Genomic DNA, 20482 nt, shown 5'->3' with positions numbered 1-20482 from the left:
ATGAAAAATAATACATCCGCTTCTTTGTTTCCAAAGGAGCTAGTTATAGAAAGTATCAAGCAATCGTTTGCGAAACTGAATCCGCGGACGATGTTCCGAAACCCGATTATGTTTCTTGTTGAGGTAGTGACATTTGTCATGTTGTTTGTTACTATCTGGACTGCCGTTTCAGGCAATCATGAACAGGGGGCGTTCGGATATAATTTATTGGTTTTCATAGTACTGCTTTTTACCTTGCTTTTTGCCAATTTTGCTGAAGCAATAGCAGAGGCACGAGGTAAAGCCCAAGCTGACAGTTTGCGTAAAACTCGTGAAGAGACACCCGCTAAATTGGTAGCAGCTAATGGTGTTGTTTCTACAGTTCGTAGTTCACAGTTGAAAAAAGGTGATATTTTTATTTGTGAGGCCGGTGATACCATTCCTTCCGACGGTGAAATCATCGAAGGATTGGCTTCTATCGATGAAAGTGCCATTACAGGTGAGTCTGCACCGGTTATTCGTGAAGCCGGTGGTGATAAAAGTTCGGTTACCGGCGGTACAAAAGTGTTGTCCGACCAGATAAAAGTAAAGGTTACCACACAGTCGGGCGAAAGTTTCCTGGACAAAATGATTGCTTTGGTGGAAGGGGCTTCCCGTAAGAAAACTCCGAATGAAATAGCTTTAACAATTTTGTTGGCTGGTTTTACACTCGTGTTTGTTGTGGTTTGCGGGACCTTGAAACCGTTGGCTGATTATTCCGGAACGCAGATTACAATTGCAGCCTTTATCTCTCTGTTTGTTTGTCTGATACCGACTACTATCGGTGGTTTACTTTCTGCTATCGGGATTGCCGGTATGGACCGTGCGCTTCGTGCCAATGTAATTACCAAATCAGGTAAAGCTGTTGAAACGGCTGGTGATATAGATACTTTATTACTGGATAAAACGGGAACAATTACTATCGGTAATCGTAAAGCAACTCAGTTTTATCCTGTTGGGGGGATAGATGAACATTCTTTTGTACAGGCTTGTTTGATGGCTTCCCTTTCTGATGAAACTCCTGAAGGAAAATCTATTGTAGAACTGGGACGTGAAAAGGGTATTCGTATCCGCGATTTGAGTACATCCGGTTCCCGTATGATAAAGTTCACGGCTGAAACCAAGTGTTCGGGAGTAGATTTAAAAGACGGAACTCGTATTCGCAAAGGTGCGTTTGATGCTATCCGCCGTATGAGCGAAGCTGCCGGGAGTAAATATCCGGGGGAAGTAGGTAATCTGGTAGAAAAAATTACCGGCAACGGAGGGACTCCACTAGTTGTTTCACAGGATGATTATATTATCGGTGTTATAGAATTGCAGGATATTATCAAACCAGGTATTCAGGAACGTTTTGAACGTCTTCGTAAAATGGGGGTTAAAACGGTGATGGTAACCGGTGATAATCCGTTGACGGCTAAATATATTGCAGAAAAAGCCGGGGTGGATGATTTCATCGCTGAAGCAAAACCGGAAGATAAGATGAATTATATCAAACGTGAACAGGAAGCCGGTAAACTGGTCGCTATGATGGGGGATGGAACAAATGATGCTCCTGCTTTGGCACAGGCAAATGTCGGTGTGGCTATGAACAGTGGTACTCAAGCTGCAAAAGAAGCCGGTAATATGGTGGATCTGGATAACGACCCGACCAAGCTGATTGAAATTGTGGAAATCGGTAAACAGTTGCTGATGACGCGTGGTACATTAACAACATTCAGCATAGCGAACGATGTGGCTAAATATTTTGCCATTGTTCCGGCACTCTTTATGATGGCTATTCCACAATTGGCCGCATTAAATATCATGCATCTACATAGTCCGGAAAGTGCTATTCTGTCGGCTGTTATTTTTAATGCTATTATTATTCCTATCTTGATACCGTTGGCTTTACGTGGCGTGACTTATAAACCGATAGGGGCTTCGGCTCTGTTGCGCCGGAACCTATTGATTTATGGTGTAGGGGGAGTGATTGCTCCATTTATAGGAATAAAACTAATAGACTTGGTTGTCAGTTTATTTCTGTAATCAGTCAAGAATATTATTAATAAATTAAATATAAAAACATTATGATATCGACTCTATTAAAATCATTCAAATTAACGATAGCTTTTTGTGTGTTGCTTAGTGTTTGCTACATCTTTATATTATGGGTTTTTGCGCAGGTTGCAGGCCCCAATAAAGGAAATGCAGCTGTGCTGGAATTAGACGGAAAAGTGGTAGGGGCTGCAAATGTAGGACAGGCTTTTACAAAAGACATTTATTTCTGGGGACGCCCTTCTTGTGCCGGTTCCGGTTATGATGCTTCCAGTTCGGCCGGTAGTAATAAAGGTCCTTCCAATGAAGAATATCTGGCTGAAGTTCAGGCTCGTATCGATACTTTTCTTTTGCATCATCCTTATCTGAAGCGGGAAGAAGTTCCTGCGGAAATGGTAACAGCCAGTGGTTCCGGTTTAGATCCTGATATTTCTCTGAAAGCAGCCTATTTACAAGTTCAACGTGTTGCCGAGGCTCGTGGTCTTTCTAAAGATAAAGTGACAGCTATTGTCAAAGCAAATATAGAAGGTCCATTGTTAGGTGTTTTTGGTCCGAAGAAAGTAAATGTTCTGAAATTGAATATTGCATTAGAGAAAGCAGATAAAAACAAAAACAATATTAAATGAATATGAATTCAACAATTAAAAAAATATCAATTGTTATTATAACATTGACTATGGCATCTTTTTCAATGATAAAAGGACAAGATGAAAACAAAAAATTAAGTTTTACTGTGCAGGGCGACCTTGTAAGTTCTTATATTTGGCGTGGTGTTTATCAGACAGGTGTTAGTTTTCAACCGACGTTAGGCTTGAACATTGCCGGTTTTTCCCTGACTGCTTGGGGCTCTACGGATTTTGATGGTAATCAGGCTTCCGAAGGATTGGCAAATAAGGAGATAGATATTACGGCTGCTATTAAATTCACAGATTCGTTCTCTTTACCTATATTTGCACAAGCCATTTGGAATCCTCGTCTGGAAGATGCTCACTTGGTTTTTGGCTTTACATTGAGACCTTGAAACGGAAAACTCAGACAAATGGACAGAGAACAGAGTGTACAACACTTTTTGGATTTGCTGAAAAAGTCCCGTCGGGGGAATTTTAAAATCTACATCGGCATGATTGCCGGTGTAGGTAAAACGTACCGTATGTTGTCCGAGGCCCACGAGTTGCTTCGAAGCGGTATCGATATTCGGATTGGTTATATTGAAACACATGGCAGACCGGAGACTGAGGCATTGGTGGCAGGTTTACCCCTTATAGTGCGCCGTCGGTCTTTTTATAAAGGTAAAGAAGTGGAAGAAATGGACCTTCAGGCTATTTTGAGTATTCATCCGGAAGTTGTTATCGTTGATGAACTGGCTCATTCCAATGTGGAGGGTAGTAAAAATGAAAAGCGCTGGCAGGATGTGATGGATATTCTGGATGCCGGAATAAGTGTGATAACAGCGGTTAATATCCAACATTTGGAGGGTCTGAATGAGGAAGTTCAGGATATTGCCGGTATCGAGGTGAAGGAACGTATCCCGGATAGTGTACTTGAGCAGGCGGATGAAGTGGTAAATATCGATTTAACAGCTAATGAACTTGTAGCCCGGTTGAAAGCCGGAAAAATATACAAGCCGGAAAAAGTGCAAACTGCCCTGAATAATTTTTTTAAGGCAGAAAATATCCTTCAGCTTCGCGAACTTGCTTTAAAAGAAGTAGCTTTGCGGGTGGAGAAAAAAGTAGAGAACTCAGTCCCGGTCAATACGGGTGTCCGTCATGAGCGTTTTTTGGCTTGTATCAGTAGTCATGAGAGAACTCCACGGAAAGTTATACGGAAAGCGGCTAGGTTGGCGACTCGTTATAATTCAAAATTTTTTGTCCTTTATGTTCAAACTCCACGAGAGAGTATGGAACGGATACCGTTAGCAAATCAACGATATTTGTCGAATCATTTTAAGTTGGCTACAGAACTGGGTGGAGAAGTGGTACAAGTACAATCAGACAGTATTCCGAGAAGCATAGTTGAAGTTTGCCAGGAAAAGCAAATAACTACCGTTTGTGTTGGTAAACCTTCATTCAGCCTTCGTTCTGTTCTCTTATCGGTTTTTCAATACCGAACTTTATTAAATAGTTTGTCGCAGTTGAATATTGACTTAATAATAATAGCATAGTGTATGTATAGGTCCATGAGTCTGAAAATTAAAACCAAACTAACCTCCGGTATAGGTTTGCTGTTTGCCATGATTGTATTATTGGGGGGGCTGGCTGTAAAGAATATCGACAATATGTCGACCGATACGCAGAATATTCTAGCGGATAATTATAATTCGCTCCTTTATTCCCGTAGGATGTTAGATGCACTCGAACGTATAAAAACGGATTCGGTGGCTCGTTCCGAGTTTGAAAAGAACTTGAGTTTACAGAAGAAAAATATTACGGAAATAGATGAAAATGTGGCAACTTCCCATCTTGTCACTCGCTACGAAGCAATGCAAAAGAATTTGAATGATACGACTATTCAGCGTGTTCGTGTTGCATTGAATGATATTATGACACTGAATATGGCGACTATTTACCGGAAAAGCAAAATTGCAGAACATACAGCCGACCAAGCATTATTATGGATTTGTATCATTGCTGTAGCTTGTATCCTGATAGCTTTTGTTTTCCTCATTCGTTTGCCGAGCTCTATTACGACACCTATTCGTAAACTGACTGACGGTATTATGGAAATAGCCAATCATAATTATGAAAAACGTTTGAATCTGGGTGAATACCAAGAGTTTTCGGAAGTTGCAAATTCTTTTAACCGCATGGCTGAATGTTTGACGGAATACCGGAAAAGTACGCTGGCTGATATTCTCAAGACTAAGAAATATGTAGAAGCTATCGTGAATAGTATCACGGAGCCTATAATCGGTTTAGACTGTGACCGTTCTATTTTGTTTGCTAACGATGAAGCCTTGACTATCCTGAACTTGAAAAGGGAAAATGTGATAGGTAAATCAGCTGCTGAACTGGCTTTGAAAAATGATTTGTTGCGTCGTTTGGTTCGTGAACTTATTCAACTTGATGAAAATAAGGAACCGTTGAAGATTTATGCTGATGATAAGGAAAGCTATTTCCAGGTTAAATATATTCCGATTCGTGTGATGGGCAGAGAGGAGGAGAACCAGTATGCCGGTGATGTGATTCTGTTGAAAAATATAACGGAGTTTAAGGAATTGGATTCTGCAAAAACAACATTTATCTCTACAATTTCCCATGAACTGAAGACTCCTATTTCTGCTATCATGATGAGTTTGAAACTGCTGGAGGATAAACGTGTCGGTGATATGAACGATGAACAGATAGCACTAGCCGAGAGCATTAAGGAAAGTAGCGACCGTTTACTTGAAATAACCGGTGAATTACTGAAAATGACACAGGTGGAAACTGGTAAGCTTCAATTAAATCCGAAGATAACCAAACCTATTGAACTGATAGATTATGCAATCAAGGCAAATCGGGTACAAGCAGAACGTTTTGGTTGTCATATTGAAGTGGAATATCCGGAAAAGGTTTCCAAATTATTTGTCGATAGTGAAAAAATAGCTTGGGTATTGACGAATTTGTTGTCAAATGCCATCCATTATACTCCGGAAAACGGTCGTATTGTTGTCGGTGCCCGTCAATTGGACAAGCAAGTGGAGTTTTTTGTACAAGATTTTGGTAAAGGTATCGATCCCCGCTATCATCAAAGTATCTTCGACCGTTATTTCCGTGTCCCCGGAACAAAAGTACAAGGAAGCGGTTTGGGGTTGGCAATCAGTAAAGATTTTGTAGAGGCACACGGTGGAACTATTCGTGTCGAGAGTGAAGTGGGAAAAGGAAGTCGGTTTATTATTACATTTAATGTTTGATATTATATAGATGCAACATCTTTCATCTGTTTAGCAGTGAGCTTTTGTTATGAAAAATGTCGCATCTATAAAATAAAGATTTCGTCTTTTATAGTTTTGAAAGACGAGTGTTTTTGCCATAGTCTTTCAGCGCATCGCAACTTCTCAGATAATGCCGGAATGTGGCTGTATACCAATATTGTTGCAGAAGCCAATTGAAAGAGTTTTTATTCAGGTTTTTATCTAAATAGAGAATAGCGATGTTATAAGTCGCTTGTAAATCTTTATTGGTACTGATAGATAACGCTTCATCTATCAGATGTTTACTTTTGGCTTTGAGGGTTTTATCATCCCAGTTATATTCACAACTGCTTATATAAGAACCATATTTGTAGGCTGATAAATTCCAGCAGAAACTAACGGAGTTATACATGCCGGTGGCATATTTGTATAAGGCCATAGCCTTCTGTTCCGGATTGCATTCCTGTTGAATAGTCTGTTCAAGTTCGTACATCTCTCGGGCAAATTCCAATTTGTAGTATTCTTGATTGGACTTTATTTTAACCCTCTTCAACCAAGGTTCGTTGAAAGGATCCAGTTGACTATAACCGATAGAATCTATCAAATCTAAGTTTTTCGTTACATTCAACCGTTTCTGGTATTGCTTGCTCACCTGGGTTAAATAAGGAATGGCTTCTTCGTATTTCCCTTCCCGAATGAACTTTGTACCGACTAAATCGTTGATGAAATCCGGATCTTTATAGCAACGTTCAACTAAGAATCTGTCGAAATCTGATAAGGAAGTGCTGAATAATAGAGTATGGTAATTTTTGACATCTTGAGCTGATACCGTATCCAGCAATATGAATGAATTAGATTTGTAATCAATCGGATTCTCAATAGTCGTACTTAACCGAAGTTGATTAATGTCTTGCGTTAATTCTTTGTATGAATCAGGTTCGTAGAAATAAACTTGTTGATGCAACTGCAAATATCGCTCTTTCGCTATATCAGCTAAAGCGGCAGCGCGTGCAACATTTCCTTGTTTGATATAAGCAGGAGCTAATATCGACACTGTGATACGTTGCATCATGTCAGTAAAATATTCCTTTGTTCCCCAGAAGATTTTATAAGTAGAAACCGGTTCTCCTTTCCGGATTGTTTGTTCCATCTTTTTATCCAACCATTTTAAACCGGATAAAATACGTTTTTCATCGTCAGCCGAAAATGTATTATTAACTGCATCCAAGTAGAGTTGAAAAACTTGTATGCTTTCTTTTATTATTTGATTACCAGGCATCTTGTAAGCTTTCTTTAAATACTCGGAAGCTATCTCCGGATACCCTACATAATCAATCAGGAAGGCTGCAGTGTATTGCCACATGGCCAAATTCTGCGTTTTCTTTTCCCGGACTACTTGTTTGCATAGTTTTAATAATTCCTGCACCCGTTCTTCGTTAATGGAGCTTTGTCTCGTAACTTTCCCTAACTCCTGTTGCAGACAATAAGCCAGCCGTTTGGAGTCCGGTGCATAAGTATAAACGGTCTCCAAATCGTAACTGCAATTTTCGATACTTTCGCTTTCGATATAATGGAATAAAGCCTCCTCTTTATTTCCTAATCTTTCATAAGCTCCTCCGATGTAAGCTTCAGCTTTGTCCCGTATATATGATTTCGGCAATTTTTTTAATTGATTATGCCATAATTCGATACATTGTTCGTAATTGCCTAAAGAGAAGGTTGCTCGTATCGCTTGTAGAAGATAACGTTCCCGCAAACGTGAACCTTTATATGATAAAGCCTCTCTCTGAATGTCTGCCAAATCACCGATTACCGGGTCTTCCTTTTCCGGATAATACCAAGGGGAGAATAGTATATGCCGGGTTTGTTCGCATCTTTTTGCCAATAGCAGGAAACGGACAATTTCCCTGTCTTTTTTTTGAATAAGCCAAGCGGCAAATTGATTGCCGGACACCGTTTTTTGTTTGGAGGAAGTCGATATCAGCGAATCGATTCGTTCCATATCCGGAATAGAATATTTATAAACGACCTGATAAATATCTTTTATCGGAATGGGGGCACCTACTAATTTTTGCCATTCAATGCAGTTTATGTCAATTGCAGGGTCATTCGTGTTTTCCGGAACATATACCCGGTACATGGGGAATGTAGCCGGACTTTCCGGTACGTAAGGACCACAAGCATTCAAGTGCATATAAGAGCAAAAAGACAAGAGACTAACGGTTGTAAAAACTTTTAATTTCATCATGGCTATATTTTAAAAGATTATTCATATCTAAATGGTATAAAATCACAGAATAGTTTTTATTGGAAATTTCCGGTTCCAATAATTTCTTGACTTTGTTTATTTCTGCAACGGGAGAAATTTCATACCGGATGATATCACCGGCTTCAAGAAAAGAAGAACCTTTGTAGTGATTGGTTTGAACCCGGAAAAGATTCTTCTCGACGGGCTTGTATAGTGTACGGTTTTCATAATCGACTTCTTTTAAAATACCTTTGAACTGCTTGTCTTTGAACCATAACCCCCAACTATAAGTCGGATATGCGATGTCTATAGGGAGGAGATAGTCTTTTAAGAAAGGTCCATAAGGCAAAATATCCTGATAATCAATAATGGAGTTTGTTGTGTTTCTGTCAGAAAAATTTCCGGTATTATAACACATTAAAACTCCTCTGTCTACCGGTGGTACAGGCAGGGTAAGCTGATGCAGCCGGATAGTGGCGGATAATCTGATTTGATGTTCATGCGCAATCTTCCGGAGTTCTTTCAGCAGTGTGAAAAAAGCGGATTGGGAAGTTTGGGTCCAGTCGCAATCAATTTGTATTTCATGTACATTCTGTATATCATTCGTCTGAACCATGGTAAACACCCGTTTCGCTATTTTTTGTGCATACATTTGGGTTGTTGTGTCTGTTTTTCCCATCTCTTTCATTGCTTCGTTCGTGATAAAAACGGTAGGAACTATTTCCAGATTAGCTAATGGCCTCTCTTTGAAAATAACAGTCGCGATAGGGGAGGGTGCTTTGTCCTCTAAACGGTCGCTGTTATTATCCACATCAAAAAAACGAACATATATCCGACCTATCTGATGGTCGTGGATGAATTGCTTATCCGCTTCAGATAATTGGAAAATTGTTTTCCAATAATATAAAGAGGACTTGACTTGGGGCGCCGGAAGGGTATCCGTGATTTGTACAAGGGCTGTACTGTCCTGCTGTACATTCTCCTCCGGACTGGAAGCAACAGGTCTGCAACTTGTGTAAAACAAGAGTAGGAATGGAAGTAAATACTGTTTCATCTGTATATAATTAAAAGATTAATAGCTAAAAAAGAGTGTAGGAATTCCCTTGACGATAAAAAACTCTATCGTCATTCCTTATAAAATATATATTCTGGTATTATTTACTTTTCCAGACTATGTAGCTCGCAGTAGCCGGTAAAGCATTATTGAATATGCCGAATTCCGTTTGTTTGCCATCTTTGTTTCTATACCAGCCGTATGCGGTGCTTCCAACCAGGTAAATGGCATCCGATACCCCGATATCGATGAGTGCTTGTGAGAAATCATGGAAAGACTCCGGACTTCGGCTTTCTATCATTACGATTTTTCCCCGTTGTTTGCCCAATGCCCGTCGGATTGATTTATTCTTCGGTTTGTTTTCTATCAATTCTCCGTTGTGAACCAAGGCATATTGGCGGAAGAAATATCCCTTTTGGTCGATTGCTTGTTGCAGGAGTGGGGTCTGCTTAGCCATTCCAATCGTGATTTCATCCCGGATAATTGCACAAAAACCAGGTTTGGCTGTTCCCCGTGCCAGTTGTTCTCCTGCGCAAACAAATTCGCTTACAATATCTTCATTATCTTTTCGTATATCGGCGGCTTGGGCTACAAAAAGGACTGTCGAGTCTGTTTGGACGGGCAACCCCAATTGCAGTGTTGCTTGCGCCTCGTGCGGTATATAGATAAACATCGGAACGTCATTGACTGTTTCCTCTTTTACTTCGATATATCCTTTTGAGGTTTGAACAGATACGGTATCCGGCGTTTTATAAGTGACCGTTTTTTCCGGTTCTTCAAAGTAGGAAACAGCCTCTTTTGCGGGCATAAAAAACAGGAAACCAACGATTCCGGCAGCAATCAGTAGGCAGCAGCAAATAATGGTCACTTTCCATTTTTGATAGAAAGAAACAGTCTCTGCATTTCCGATTACTCGTATGTCATCTTCTTTTATGTCTTTATACTGTTTCATATATTTTCTTTTTCAATCAACTCTTTTAATTTCTTTAATGCTTCCTTCGAAGCAGATACGGAATGTTTGGACGTTTTGTTGTCCGATAAAATCAGTTGTTGCTTGGAAATATTTATATAGTAAATATAGCTCCTGTTAATAATCAGGCACTTTCCAATCCGTATGAAAACGCATCCTTCGTTTCCCAATTGTTCCGCAATTATTTTTTCGATTTGTCCCAATTGAAAAGTAACCAATCTCACTTCCCCGTCTATTTGTATCAATGTCGAGTAATTTCCATCCGAAGAGATGTAAAGTACATGCTCCGGCAGGATACGTACAAGATCGTTATTTGTTGATATGACAAGGTGTTTTCTCATTGCTTATTATCTGATGAGAACAAAAGTAATGAAGATTGCAATAGGAGACAAGTGATTAAGGAAGCGGTGTATGAAATAACCGGATTTCTGTATGTAATTGGGTGTGAAGTGGCAGGTTGGCTATATTATCAAAATGTCACTAGTATAGCGACTAAATAGGATTAATATGGCGGGTAAAATAAATTACCCGCACATGTAACTCTTTTTAACGTATCAATACGACAGTGAAGCACTCAAATGGAGAACATCTTGTCAATCTGTAGAGATAGGAGAAGGGAAGTAATCGGCTCCTGACCAGATTGTTTCGAGATTGATAAATATATATTTCGTTTTAAAACGATAGCAATTGTATCACTAATAGTCCCAGCCCCACTGAAACCCCGGTTGCAATCAGTCCCGGCATCATAAACGAATGATTCAGGATGTATTTCCCGATATGGGTCGTTCCTGTACGGTCGAAGTTGATGGCTGCTACAACAGTCGGGTAGTTCGGAATGAAGAAATAGCCGTTTACGGCCGGGAAGAGAGCAATCAGCATATAAGGAGAAATGCCCAGAGCCAGTCCCAACGGGAGTAATGCACGGATAGTAGCAGCTTGGCTGAATAGTAAAATGGACATCAGGAAAAGGGCAATTCCGAACAGCCAAGGCATCTGTGTCACGACCTGTTCGATAGAACCTTTCAACTCAGCCATATTTCCTCCGATAAACGTGTCGCCCATCCAAGCAATCCCAAAAATGGCGACTACCGCTTGCATCCCGGCGGAGAAGACAGAGCCTTGTACCGCTTTGATACCATCCGTACGTGTTGCCAACAGAATGATAGCTGCCGCCGAAAGCATTAAAATCTCAATAATAGCAGCCATCGACAATGGCTTCCCGCTAAATACCGGACGAATACTTTCAATGGAACCAAACAAGATAATCCCGATAGTTGCCAGAATAAAAATCGCGACCGATAAACCGGCAGCCCGATGGTTCCGGACGTCCTGCGAATGGAACTTCTCGACTGTAAATTCTCCGTTTGCCAAGCGTCTTTGATATTCCGGATCGTCTTTCAGTTCTTTTCCGACCCGTAGTGAATAGAAGGCTCCCGCCAGGACACCGGCTAATGTACAGGGAACGGAAATCATCAGGATATTGAATAGTGAAACCTGGAAACCACTACCGGTCAGCATACTCAACAAAGCTACGGTAGCCGCTGAAATCGGGCTGGCGGTAATGGCCTGTTGGGAAGCAATCACGGCGATTCCCAATGGGCGTTCCGGACGTATTTTGGTTTCTGTCGCTACTTCCGCAATGACCGGAAGAACAGAATAAGCTACATGGCCGGTTCCGGCTATAAAAGTAAAGATATAAGTGACTAAAGGGCTTAGTATCGTAATCTTGGAAGGGTTTTTACGCAACAGCTTTTCCGCCCACTTCACCATCAGGTCCAAACCACCGGCTGCTTGCATACAACTGGCTGCTGCAATAACCGCTACAATCATTAGCATTACATCGATAGGGGGAGAGGTTGGCTCCAGTCCGAAGACGAAAGTCAGCACGGCCAGTCCTAAGCCTCCCAATACACCTAGACCGATACCTCCCAGGCGAGCGCCGATGATAATTGCGATTAATACGAATGCTAATTGTAACAACATGTTTTATAATCTGTAGATTTAGTTTGTAAAGGTTACAAATTTAGTTATTTTTGCCTTGCTAAAAACTACAAAAACACTAAATACGAATGAAAAGAATCTATTTTATCGCATTATTAGGCTTGTTTGGCTGGATGTCGGTTCTGACGGCACAGGTTCGGAACGAGTTCCTGCTGGAAAAAAACTGGAAATTTACCCGCGAAGACAGTGAAGAGTTTATAAAGCCGGCTTTCGATGACAGTAAGTGGCAATCTGTAACTGTCCCGCACGATTGGGCCATTTACGGCCCGTTTAACTCCCAAAACGATAAACAGGAAGTGGCTATCTCGCAAGATGGACAAAAAGAGGCGATGGAACATGCCGGACGTACCGGTGGTCTGCCTTTTGTCGGTACGGGGTGGTATCGTACTGAATTTGAAGTGCCACAGTTTGCTTCCGGTAAACGGGCTACAATCCTGTTTGACGGGGCAATGAGCCATGCTAATGTCTATGTAAACGGGCAGAAAGTCGGTTATTGGCCCTATGGATATAATTCCTTTCATTTTGACATTACGAAGTATCTGAAGCCGGGGGAGAAGAATACCTTGGCCGTTCGTCTCGAAAATCTGCCGGAGTCTTCCCGTTGGTATCCCGGAGCCGGACTCTACCGGAACGTGCATGTGATTGTAACAGAAGAGGCCCATATCCCGGTGTGGGGAACTTATGTGACTACTCCGACCGTGAATAAGGACTTCGCAAAAGTGAATGTCCGTACACAAGTAGTATTGCCGGAAGGTGCAGACCTTGATAAATATAGTGTGGAGACCAGCATTTGGAATCCGAATCATCAGCGGTTAACCTCTTTGCGTACTCCACTTTCACAAATCCAATACAGTGATAACCAGGCAAGCCAGGATTTTGTGCTTCGTCAGCCTTCCTTGTGGTCGCCTGCCTCTCCGGTGTTATATAGTGTTGAAACCCGTTTGTATGAAGGCGAAGAGCTGAAAGATATTTACACGACCCCATTTGGGGTGCGTTCCATTGAAATCGTTCCGGGAAAAGGCTTTTTCCTGAATGGAGAGAAGACGGTTTTTAAAGGAGTTTGTAATCATCACGATTTAGGTCCGTTGGGTGCTGCCGTAAATGATGCTGCCATCCGCCGCCAGATTCGTATCCTGAAAGATATGGGATGTAATGCTATCCGGACCTCTCACAATATGCCTGCTCCCGAGCTGGTTCGTGCTTGCGATGAAATGGGAATGATGATTATGGCCGAGAGCTTTGACGAGTGGAATGTGGCGAAATGTAAGAACGGCTACAATTTGCTGTTCGACGAATGGGCGGAAAAAGATTTGACAAACTTGATACATAATTTCCGGAATAATCCCAGTGTGGTGATGTGGTGTATTGGAAACGAAGTACCTAATCAATGGAACGAGGGTGATTGCAAGATTGCTAAAATGTTGCAGGATATCTGTCATCGTGAAGACCCGACACGTCCTGTTACACAAGGGATGGATGCTCCCGATGCCGTTGTCAATAACAACTTTGCTGCCGTCATGGATGTGGCGGGTTTCAACTATCGTCCGTTCAAATATCAAGAAAATTACAGGAAGCTACCGCAACAGATTATCTTGGGGAGTGAAACTGCTTCGACTGTCAGTTCCCGCGGTGTATATAAATTTCCGGTAGAACGGAAAGCGATGGCCAAATACGATGATCATCAGAGTTCTTCTTATGATGTGGAACATTGTAGTTGGTCCAATTTGCCCGAAGATGATTTTATCCAGCATGAAGACTTGCCTTATTGTATTGGCGAATTTGTATGGACAGGCTTCGATTATCTGGGCGAACCGACTCCTTATTATACTGATTGGCCAAGCCATAGTTCCCTGTTCGGTATCATCGATCTTGCCGGTATACCAAAAGACCGTTATTACTTGTATCGCAGTCATTGGAATAAGGCGGAGAGGACTTTACATATCCTCCCGCACTGGACATGGCCGGGACGCGAAGGTGAAGTGACTCCCGTTTTTGTTTACACGAACTATCCTTCCGCCGAACTCTTTATCAATGGAAAAAGTCAGGGAAAACGAACGAAAGATTTGTCTATCGATATTGACAGCAGTTATACCGAAGCTGCTCAAAAAAGTCTTGAACGCCAGAAACGTTATCGCTTGATGTGGATGGATACCCGGTATGAACCTGGTACACTGAAAGTTGTTGCTTACGACAAGGATGGGAATGCTGTCGCCGAAGAAGAAGTACATACTGCCGGTAAACCGCATCACATCGAACTGATTGCCGACCGCAATCGTTTAAAAGCGGATGGCAAGGACCTTTCTTTTATTTTGGTCCGGGTGGTCGATAAAGAAGGTAACCTCTGTCCGGAAGCTAGTCAGAAGGTGAAATTCCATGTCCGTGGAAATGGTTCGTATCGTGCAGCGGCAAATGGTGACCCTTCTTGCCTCGAATCGTTCCAAGCTCCGCAAATGTCTCTGTTTAAAGGTCAATTGACAGCAATTGTCCAGACCGATGAACGGCCGGGAGTGATTGTGCTTGAAGCCTCTGCACCGGGTGTAAAAGGTGCTGAGGTAGAATTGATTAGTGAATAATAAATGTTATCGGTTAGGGGCACTTGTTCCAATGTGTTTGGTGCTCCTGACCGATGGTGTTTTTGTCCTTTTAGGAAGGCATTGAAACGATATTTCCAAATACATCGAATGTTACTGTAACCTCCTGTCCGTTATGGATGACACTGAATTTGTAAAAAGCTCCGTCGGCATCTGTATAGATGTATATATGTGTTATTTTATCATGGCTATATTCTGAAGCATTAAAACTTTCTAAGATGGTAGCCGGTACTTCCTTTTCCGAAAGTTGCCAAGTTGTACTTTGCCAAGAATATTCTTCATTCAATAGAACGGTTTTAAAAACAGTTTTATCTAATATTGCCAGCTTTACGTCGAAAGTTTGTTTTTCGATATCCAATAATTCCGCACCGGCAAAAGTGACTTCCATCAGGTTGGCAATCTTGTCCGGAACGACAATAGGAATATCCTCCTGATTAACTGCATCGTCGATAGCTTTAATCAGATTGCCGTACACCGTATAATATAGGTCTGTTTCCTGTTTCCCTTTTTCTACTTCCACCTTGTAGATAGTACCCATACCGGCACGTCCAATCGTATCGACTTCTTCTATTAGCCAATCGGCGTAATTGCTTTGCCGGATAGAAGCGGAGATGGCTTCAGGCAGTTGGTTGAGTGGCAGGTCTGTTTTAATCATAGCCCATACACCGGTATGACTGAACCAAGCCTTATTATCGAGATGATTATTCTTAAATCCGATGACATAATAATCGTCATCGACCGTCCATTCCGTATCGGTCGCTTCCGGGTACTTCAGATTGAAAGCATCCAGAATCGTTTTAGGTGGTTCGATGCCACCGGGAATGTTTTCATTATCTCTGCTACACCCTGCCAGAAGCAGGATAAAACAGGCAAAGCTTGTCAAGACTGAAATTTTAGCGTTCATAAGTCTATTTTTTTTAGTTGTAACGAGAAAACAAGAGCCGGACAAGAAAAGTTTTGTACAAAAACGAACACAGTGTCCGATATTGAACACTGTATTTTCCGGAAGTTTACACAGAATCAGCTGTTTATATTTTTGGCACGGAGTTTGCCTCTAAAACACAAAATAAAAATAAATATGGACAGAGAGATATCAAAAGAGCAACAAAGGAAAGAACAGCGAAAGCAATTTCTCAAGATTGGAGCGGTGGCGGGAGGTGTCATTGCAGTTGTTGTCTTGGTGATTTCTATGCTTCAAACCAGCCTGAAACGGAAAGATTTGACCTTTTCTACTGTCGATAAAGGAGTGATTGAAGTCTCGGTCAACGCTTCCGGAAAAGTGGTCCCCGCCTTCGAAGAAATTATAACTTCACCTATTAATTCCCGTATTGTGGAAGTGTATAAAAAAGGGGGGGACTCTGTGGACGTAGGTACTCCTATCCTTAAGCTCGATTTACAAAGTGCAGAGACGGAATATAATAAACAGCTCGACGAGGAACAGATGAAAAGTCTCCAACTCCAGCAACAACGCGTCATTAATCATAATAAATTGTCTGAAATGGAAATGAACCTGAAGGTTTCCCGTATGGAACTGGACCGTAAGGCCGTCGAACTCCGTAACGAACGCTATCTTGATAGTTTGGGAGCCGGCACAACAGACAAGGTACGCCAAGTGGAACTCGATTATAATGTGAGCCTTCTCAAACTCAAGGAAGACGAACAAAAATACGAAAACGAACAGGCTTTGGTAGATGCCGACCTGAAAGTAAAGGAACTGGAATTAAACATTTTCCGTAAAAGCTTGGCTGAGACTCGTCGTACTCTTGAAGATGCCCAAATCCGTTCTCCGCGCAAGGCAATCCTGACTTATATCAACAACGAAATAGGTTCTTTGGCAGGACAAGGTACGCAAGTGGCCGTCATTTCAGACTTATCCCATTTCAAGATAGAGGGTGAGATTGCCGATACCTATGGTGACCGTATTGCCACAGGCAGTAAAACCGTTGTTAAGATAGGAAATGATAAGCTGGAAGGGGTGGTAAGCGAAGTTACTCCTTTGTCCAGAAACGGAGTGATTTCCTTTACAGTGCAACTCAGGGAGGACAATCACTTTCGTCTTCGTTCCGGCTTGAAAACGGATGTTTATGTCATGAATGCCGTAAAAGATGATGTGCTTCGCATTGCCAATTCATCTTATTATCAGGGAAAAGGCGAATATGAGCTTTTTGTCGTGAACGGTAACCAGCTCATCAAGCGGAAAGTCCGGCTGGGAGATAGCAACTTCGAATATGTGGAAGTAATCGATGGCTTGATTGAAGGTGACCAAGTCGTTGTTTCCGATATGGCTATTTATAAAGATAAAAACAAATTGAATTTGAACGAATAAACTTTACTAAAATGATTACACTTACAAATCTGGAAAAAGTATACCGTATGAAAGACATTGAAACGGTCGCATTGGAGAACGTGAATCTGACTGTCGGAAAAGGTGAGTTCCTGAGTATTATGGGGCCTTCCGGTTGTGGAAAATCTACTCTTTTGAATATTATCGGCCTGCTCGATGCTCCGACGGCAGGCACTGTGGAGATTGACGGAACCAACATTGTTAATATGAACGATAAGCAACTTGCTATGTTTCGCAATCAGAAATTGGGCTTTGTCTTTCAATCTTTCCATCTGATAAATTCCTTGAATGTATTGGATAATGTGGAGCTTCCTCTTCTTTATCGCAAAGTAAGTGCCAAAGAACGCCGTGCCACTGCTGTTGCCGTACTTGAAAAGGTCGGACTTTCGCATCGTATGCGCCACTTCCCGACTCAGCTTTCCGGTGGACAATGTCAGCGTGTGGCTATTGCCCGTGCCATTGTCGGCAATCCGGAGATAATCCTTGCCGATGAACCGACCGGTAATCTGGACTCTAAAATGGGTATTGAAGTGATGGATTTATTACATAAATTAAACAAGGAAGACGGCCGTACTATCGTAATGGTGACCCACAATGAAGCACAAGCGCAGCAAACGAATCGGACGGTACGCTTCTTTGACGGCAGACAGGTTATGTAGGTGTAAAGTTAACCTCAAAATAAAAGAATGTTATGTATAAACAATATTTCAAACAAGCGTGGAATCTGATACGGCAGGAAAAACTGTTCAGTATAATTTACATTATTGGCACGGGACTGTCGGTTTCGATGGTGATGGTGTTGTCTATCGTATTTTATATGAAGGTAGCTAACATTTATCCGGAAACGAATCGGGATAGGATGCTGATTGCTAAGAGTGGAATAGTGAGGTCGGGAGATAGCACTACTAGTTCTTCCCTTTCCGAATATGTTATTAAAACCTGTTTCGGTTCTCTTAAAGGGATGGAAGTTTTGGGCATTATGGAGTCTTATCCCACCGATGCAGAGGTACAACCTGAGGGTAGCCCTGAACAGATACCAGTGACGGCTCGGTTTGTGAATACAGATTTTTGGCGAGTATTTCATTTTCGTTTTCTTTCCGGACAGGCTTTTACTGTTGCCGATTATCAGTCCGGGTTGCGTACGGCTGTTATAGCCGGTAGTTTGGCACGCAGGCTTTTCGGTACTGTCGATGCTGTAGGGCGTTATGTCATGATGGATTTTGTCCCTTACCGGGTTTGTGGGGTGGTACAGGAAGCTTCGTTAGTGACCCCTGATACCTATGCCCTTCTTTATATCCCGTATACGGCAAGAGATGATTATGCTCCGGATAAGAAAAATGATTCAACAGGTTCGTTAGGCGGTTTTAGGGCTTATATATTGGCCGCTCCCGGAACCAATCTCGATGTGCTTAAAGAAGAAGCGGAAAACAATGTGCGTCGTTATAGCCAAACATTAGAAGAGGGAGTGGAGTTTTCTATCTTAGGCCAGCCCGACAAACAATGGCAAACAATTTTCCGTTATTGGAGTAACGATGTTCCGGAATATGGGAAATTATTATTGACATATAGTTTGATACTCCTTATCCTGTTGTTGGTGCCGGCTGTAAGCCTTTCCGGTATGGCTGACTCGAGGATGGAAAGACGATTGGCGGAAATGGGAATACGTCGGGCTTTCGGTGCTCCGGTGGGAGTATTGATGCGGCAAGTTATTTCAGAAAATTTCCTTTTTACTTTGCTTGGAGGTCTCTTTGGGCTATTATTCTCTTATTTATTGCTTTACGTGACACGTAGTTGGGTGCTACAGATTGGGGCCTCATTTATAGATATATTACCGGAAGGGACCGACGTGGTGTTTACGCCGTCTATGTTAATGAATTGGCAAGTATTCTGCATCGCTCTTGTAGTTTGCTTTTTGTTGAATCTGCTTTCCTCTTTGATACCGGCTTGGAGAGCTGCGCATCGGCATATTATTTATTCATTAAATGCTAAATAAGTAAAGTTATGATAAGACAGGTTTTTATTCAGTTATGGAACCGGCGCCGGGCAAATGCTTGGGTGGTGGTGGAGTTGTTGTTGATATTTTGTCTGTTATGGTATATAACGGATTATTTCTTTGTGTTGGAGTATAATAAAAGTATTCCTACCTGTCGTGACCTTAGTCATACTTGGCAGGTCGATATGGGTATATTGCCGGAAGCGCATCCGGACTATCAGCCGGCTGAGAGCAGTCCGGAGGCTGTTGATGCCAATTACGACCGTATCCTTGACCGTATCCGCCATTATGAAGGGGTGGAAGCGATTGCTGTTGTTAACAGGTCATGTACACCAGGTGGGGGTAGTTACTGGGGACGTAGCTACAGAAGCGTAAAAGATACTACTCGCGAAGCCAATGGACAGATGGTGTTTTTTGATCCGAGAACGGACTTTTTTAAAGTATTCCACTATACTACTTCAGATGGAAAGCCTGTTTCCGCACAAGATTTTGACTGGTCTGAGCCCAAAAGTATGGTCGTCTCTGCTTGGGGACAGACTATATTGGCTCCGGATGGGCAGATAATAGGAATGGAAATAGAAAACAGCTGGTCTAAAGACGGCATTTATGTGGTGAAAGGTGTTGTCGGGGATATTAAACGATTTGATTATGAGCGTCTTCAAATTGCTTTTTATAAGGCTGAACGTGCCAATAGTAATAATATAAGAAATATGGAAATAGCAGTCCGTAGCCGCGAAACGCTTTCCGATACTCAGTTCTTGGAATCTTTCAAGGAAGCGATGGGACGTGAGTTACGTATCGGCAATTTTTATTTGAAAGGTATACAATCATATTCGAAAATCAGTCTTGATACGGATTTTGAGTTTGGTATGACGAGCGGAATTCGTATTCGGACGGCTATGTTATTGTTCTTCCTTTTCAATATAATGTTATGTGTGATGGGTACATTTTGGTATCGTTTGCGGGTACGGCGTGAAGAGATTGGTCTACGTATGGCAATGGGTTCTACACGTGCCGATATTCGCAAACTTTTGTTTATGGAAGGTTTTGCGTTGTTGTCTGTCGTGGTTCTTCCGGCCATGTTTATCGAAGGGCAGTTCGTTTATGCGGGTATGATTGATACATTAGGAGATAACGGAAATCACGGATTCGTTTCTTACCTGCCTGACCGTACAATCCTACGATTTATTATTACGAATTGTTTAACTTGGTTGTTGTTGGGAGCCGCTTTAGTTGTAGCTATCTGGATTCCGGCCGATAAAGCTTCGAAGATGGCACCAGCCGAAGCTTTGCATTATGAATAAGAGAAGAATTAAAAATACTGAGCTGATTCGGCA

The 20482-nt window shown here is 41.9% G+C and carries 16 protein-coding genes; 10 read left to right on the top strand and 6 right to left on the bottom strand.

Features of this window, described 5'->3' with window-relative positions; genetic code table 11:
• The 5 genes from kdpB to DW103_RS10940 are packed head-to-tail and all read left to right on the top strand — an operon-like array spanning nt 1 to nt 5944.
• Entirely contained in the window at nt 1–2043 is a 2043-nt protein-coding gene (gene kdpB, locus DW103_RS10960) for a potassium-transporting ATPase subunit KdpB (RefSeq protein WP_122276044.1), read from the top strand.
• 41 nt (nt 2044–2084) lie between these two features.
• Nucleotides 2085–2678: a K(+)-transporting ATPase subunit C gene (locus DW103_RS10955; protein WP_370453478.1), complete on the top strand. Its 594-nt coding sequence runs from the start codon at nt 2085–2087 to the stop codon at nt 2676–2678.
• A 2-nt stretch (nt 2679–2680) separates the two neighbouring features.
• Nucleotides 2681–3073, top strand: coding sequence for a hypothetical protein (locus DW103_RS10950; RefSeq protein ID WP_122276099.1), 393 nt, complete (start codon nt 2681–2683; stop codon nt 3071–3073).
• A gap of 18 nt (nt 3074–3091) precedes the next feature.
• Nucleotides 3092–4213, top strand: coding sequence for a sensor protein KdpD (locus tag DW103_RS10945; protein WP_122276042.1), 1122 nt, complete (start codon nt 3092–3094; stop codon nt 4211–4213).
• 15 nt (nt 4214–4228) lie between these two features.
• Nucleotides 4229–5944 carry an ATP-binding protein gene (locus tag DW103_RS10940; protein ID WP_199653008.1) on the top strand — a complete coding sequence of 572 codons (1716 nt, stop codon included), beginning with the start codon at nt 4229–4231 and terminating at the stop codon, nt 5942–5944.
• Nucleotides 5945–6032: 88 nt separating this feature from the next.
• Here DW103_RS10940 and DW103_RS10935 read toward each other — a convergent pair whose 3' ends face one another.
• From DW103_RS10935 to DW103_RS10915, 5 genes are all read right to left on the bottom strand, one after another.
• The gene (locus DW103_RS10935) at nt 6033–8192 is read right to left on the bottom strand and encodes a tol-pal system YbgF family protein (RefSeq protein ID WP_147381203.1); all 2160 of its coding nucleotides are present in this window, start codon (nt 8190–8192) and stop codon (nt 6033–6035) included.
• A complete protein-coding gene (locus DW103_RS10930; RefSeq protein WP_122276036.1) occupies nt 8161–9246 on the bottom strand; it encodes a hypothetical protein in 1086 nt (361 codons plus the stop codon). The genes DW103_RS10935 and DW103_RS10930 overlap by 32 nt, the downstream gene beginning before the upstream one ends.
• 100 nt (nt 9247–9346) lie before the next feature.
• Nucleotides 9347–10198, bottom strand: a complete 852-nt coding sequence (locus tag DW103_RS10925) for a hypothetical protein (protein ID WP_122276034.1) — start codon at nt 10196–10198, stop codon at nt 9347–9349.
• A complete protein-coding gene (locus DW103_RS10920) occupies nt 10195–10557 on the bottom strand; it encodes a LytTR family transcriptional regulator DNA-binding domain-containing protein (protein ID WP_122276032.1) in 363 nt (120 codons plus the stop codon). Before DW103_RS10920 ends, DW103_RS10925 begins: the two co-directional genes overlap by 4 nt.
• A gap of 331 nt (nt 10558–10888) precedes the next feature.
• Complete coding sequence (locus tag DW103_RS10915; protein WP_122276030.1) at nt 10889–12199, bottom strand: anaerobic C4-dicarboxylate transporter family protein; 1311 nt, start codon at nt 12197–12199, stop codon at nt 10889–10891.
• 86 nt (nt 12200–12285) lie between these two features.
• On the opposite strand from DW103_RS10915, the gene galB reads away from it, so the two are divergent.
• Complete coding sequence (gene galB, locus DW103_RS10910; protein ID WP_122276028.1) at nt 12286–14790, top strand: beta-galactosidase GalB; 2505 nt, start codon at nt 12286–12288, stop codon at nt 14788–14790.
• Nucleotides 14791–14860: 70 nt separating this feature from the next.
• Here the strand turns inward: galB and DW103_RS10905 are convergent, their stop codons facing one another.
• A complete protein-coding gene (locus tag DW103_RS10905) occupies nt 14861–15712 on the bottom strand; it encodes a PepSY-like domain-containing protein (RefSeq protein WP_122276026.1) in 852 nt (283 codons plus the stop codon).
• A gap of 174 nt (nt 15713–15886) precedes the next feature.
• On the opposite strand from DW103_RS10905, the gene DW103_RS10895 reads away from it, so the two are divergent.
• From DW103_RS10895 to DW103_RS10880, 4 genes are read left to right on the top strand one after another with little or no spacing between them, the layout of a single operon-like run.
• A complete protein-coding gene (locus DW103_RS10895) occupies nt 15887–17134 on the top strand; it encodes an efflux RND transporter periplasmic adaptor subunit (protein ID WP_122276022.1) in 1248 nt (415 codons plus the stop codon).
• A gap of 11 nt (nt 17135–17145) precedes the next feature.
• Nucleotides 17146–17811: an ABC transporter ATP-binding protein gene (locus tag DW103_RS10890; RefSeq protein ID WP_122276020.1), complete on the top strand. Its 666-nt coding sequence runs from the start codon at nt 17146–17148 to the stop codon at nt 17809–17811.
• A gap of 32 nt (nt 17812–17843) precedes the next feature.
• Nucleotides 17844–19145 (top strand): ABC transporter permease, encoded by a 1302-nt coding sequence (locus DW103_RS10885; protein ID WP_122276018.1) that lies wholly within the window; start codon nt 17844–17846, stop codon nt 19143–19145.
• A gap of 8 nt (nt 19146–19153) precedes the next feature.
• Nucleotides 19154–20449, top strand: a complete 1296-nt coding sequence (locus tag DW103_RS10880) for an FtsX-like permease family protein (protein ID WP_122276016.1) — start codon at nt 19154–19156, stop codon at nt 20447–20449.
• Nucleotides 20450–20482: the final 33 nt, after the last annotated feature.

The organism is Parabacteroides sp. AM08-6 (assembly GCF_003473295.1).
GTDB lineage: Bacteria > Bacteroidota > Bacteroidia > Bacteroidales > Tannerellaceae > Parabacteroides.
The sequence above is the reverse complement of the archived record's forward strand: the minus strand, read 5'-3'. Positions and strand labels throughout refer to the sequence as shown.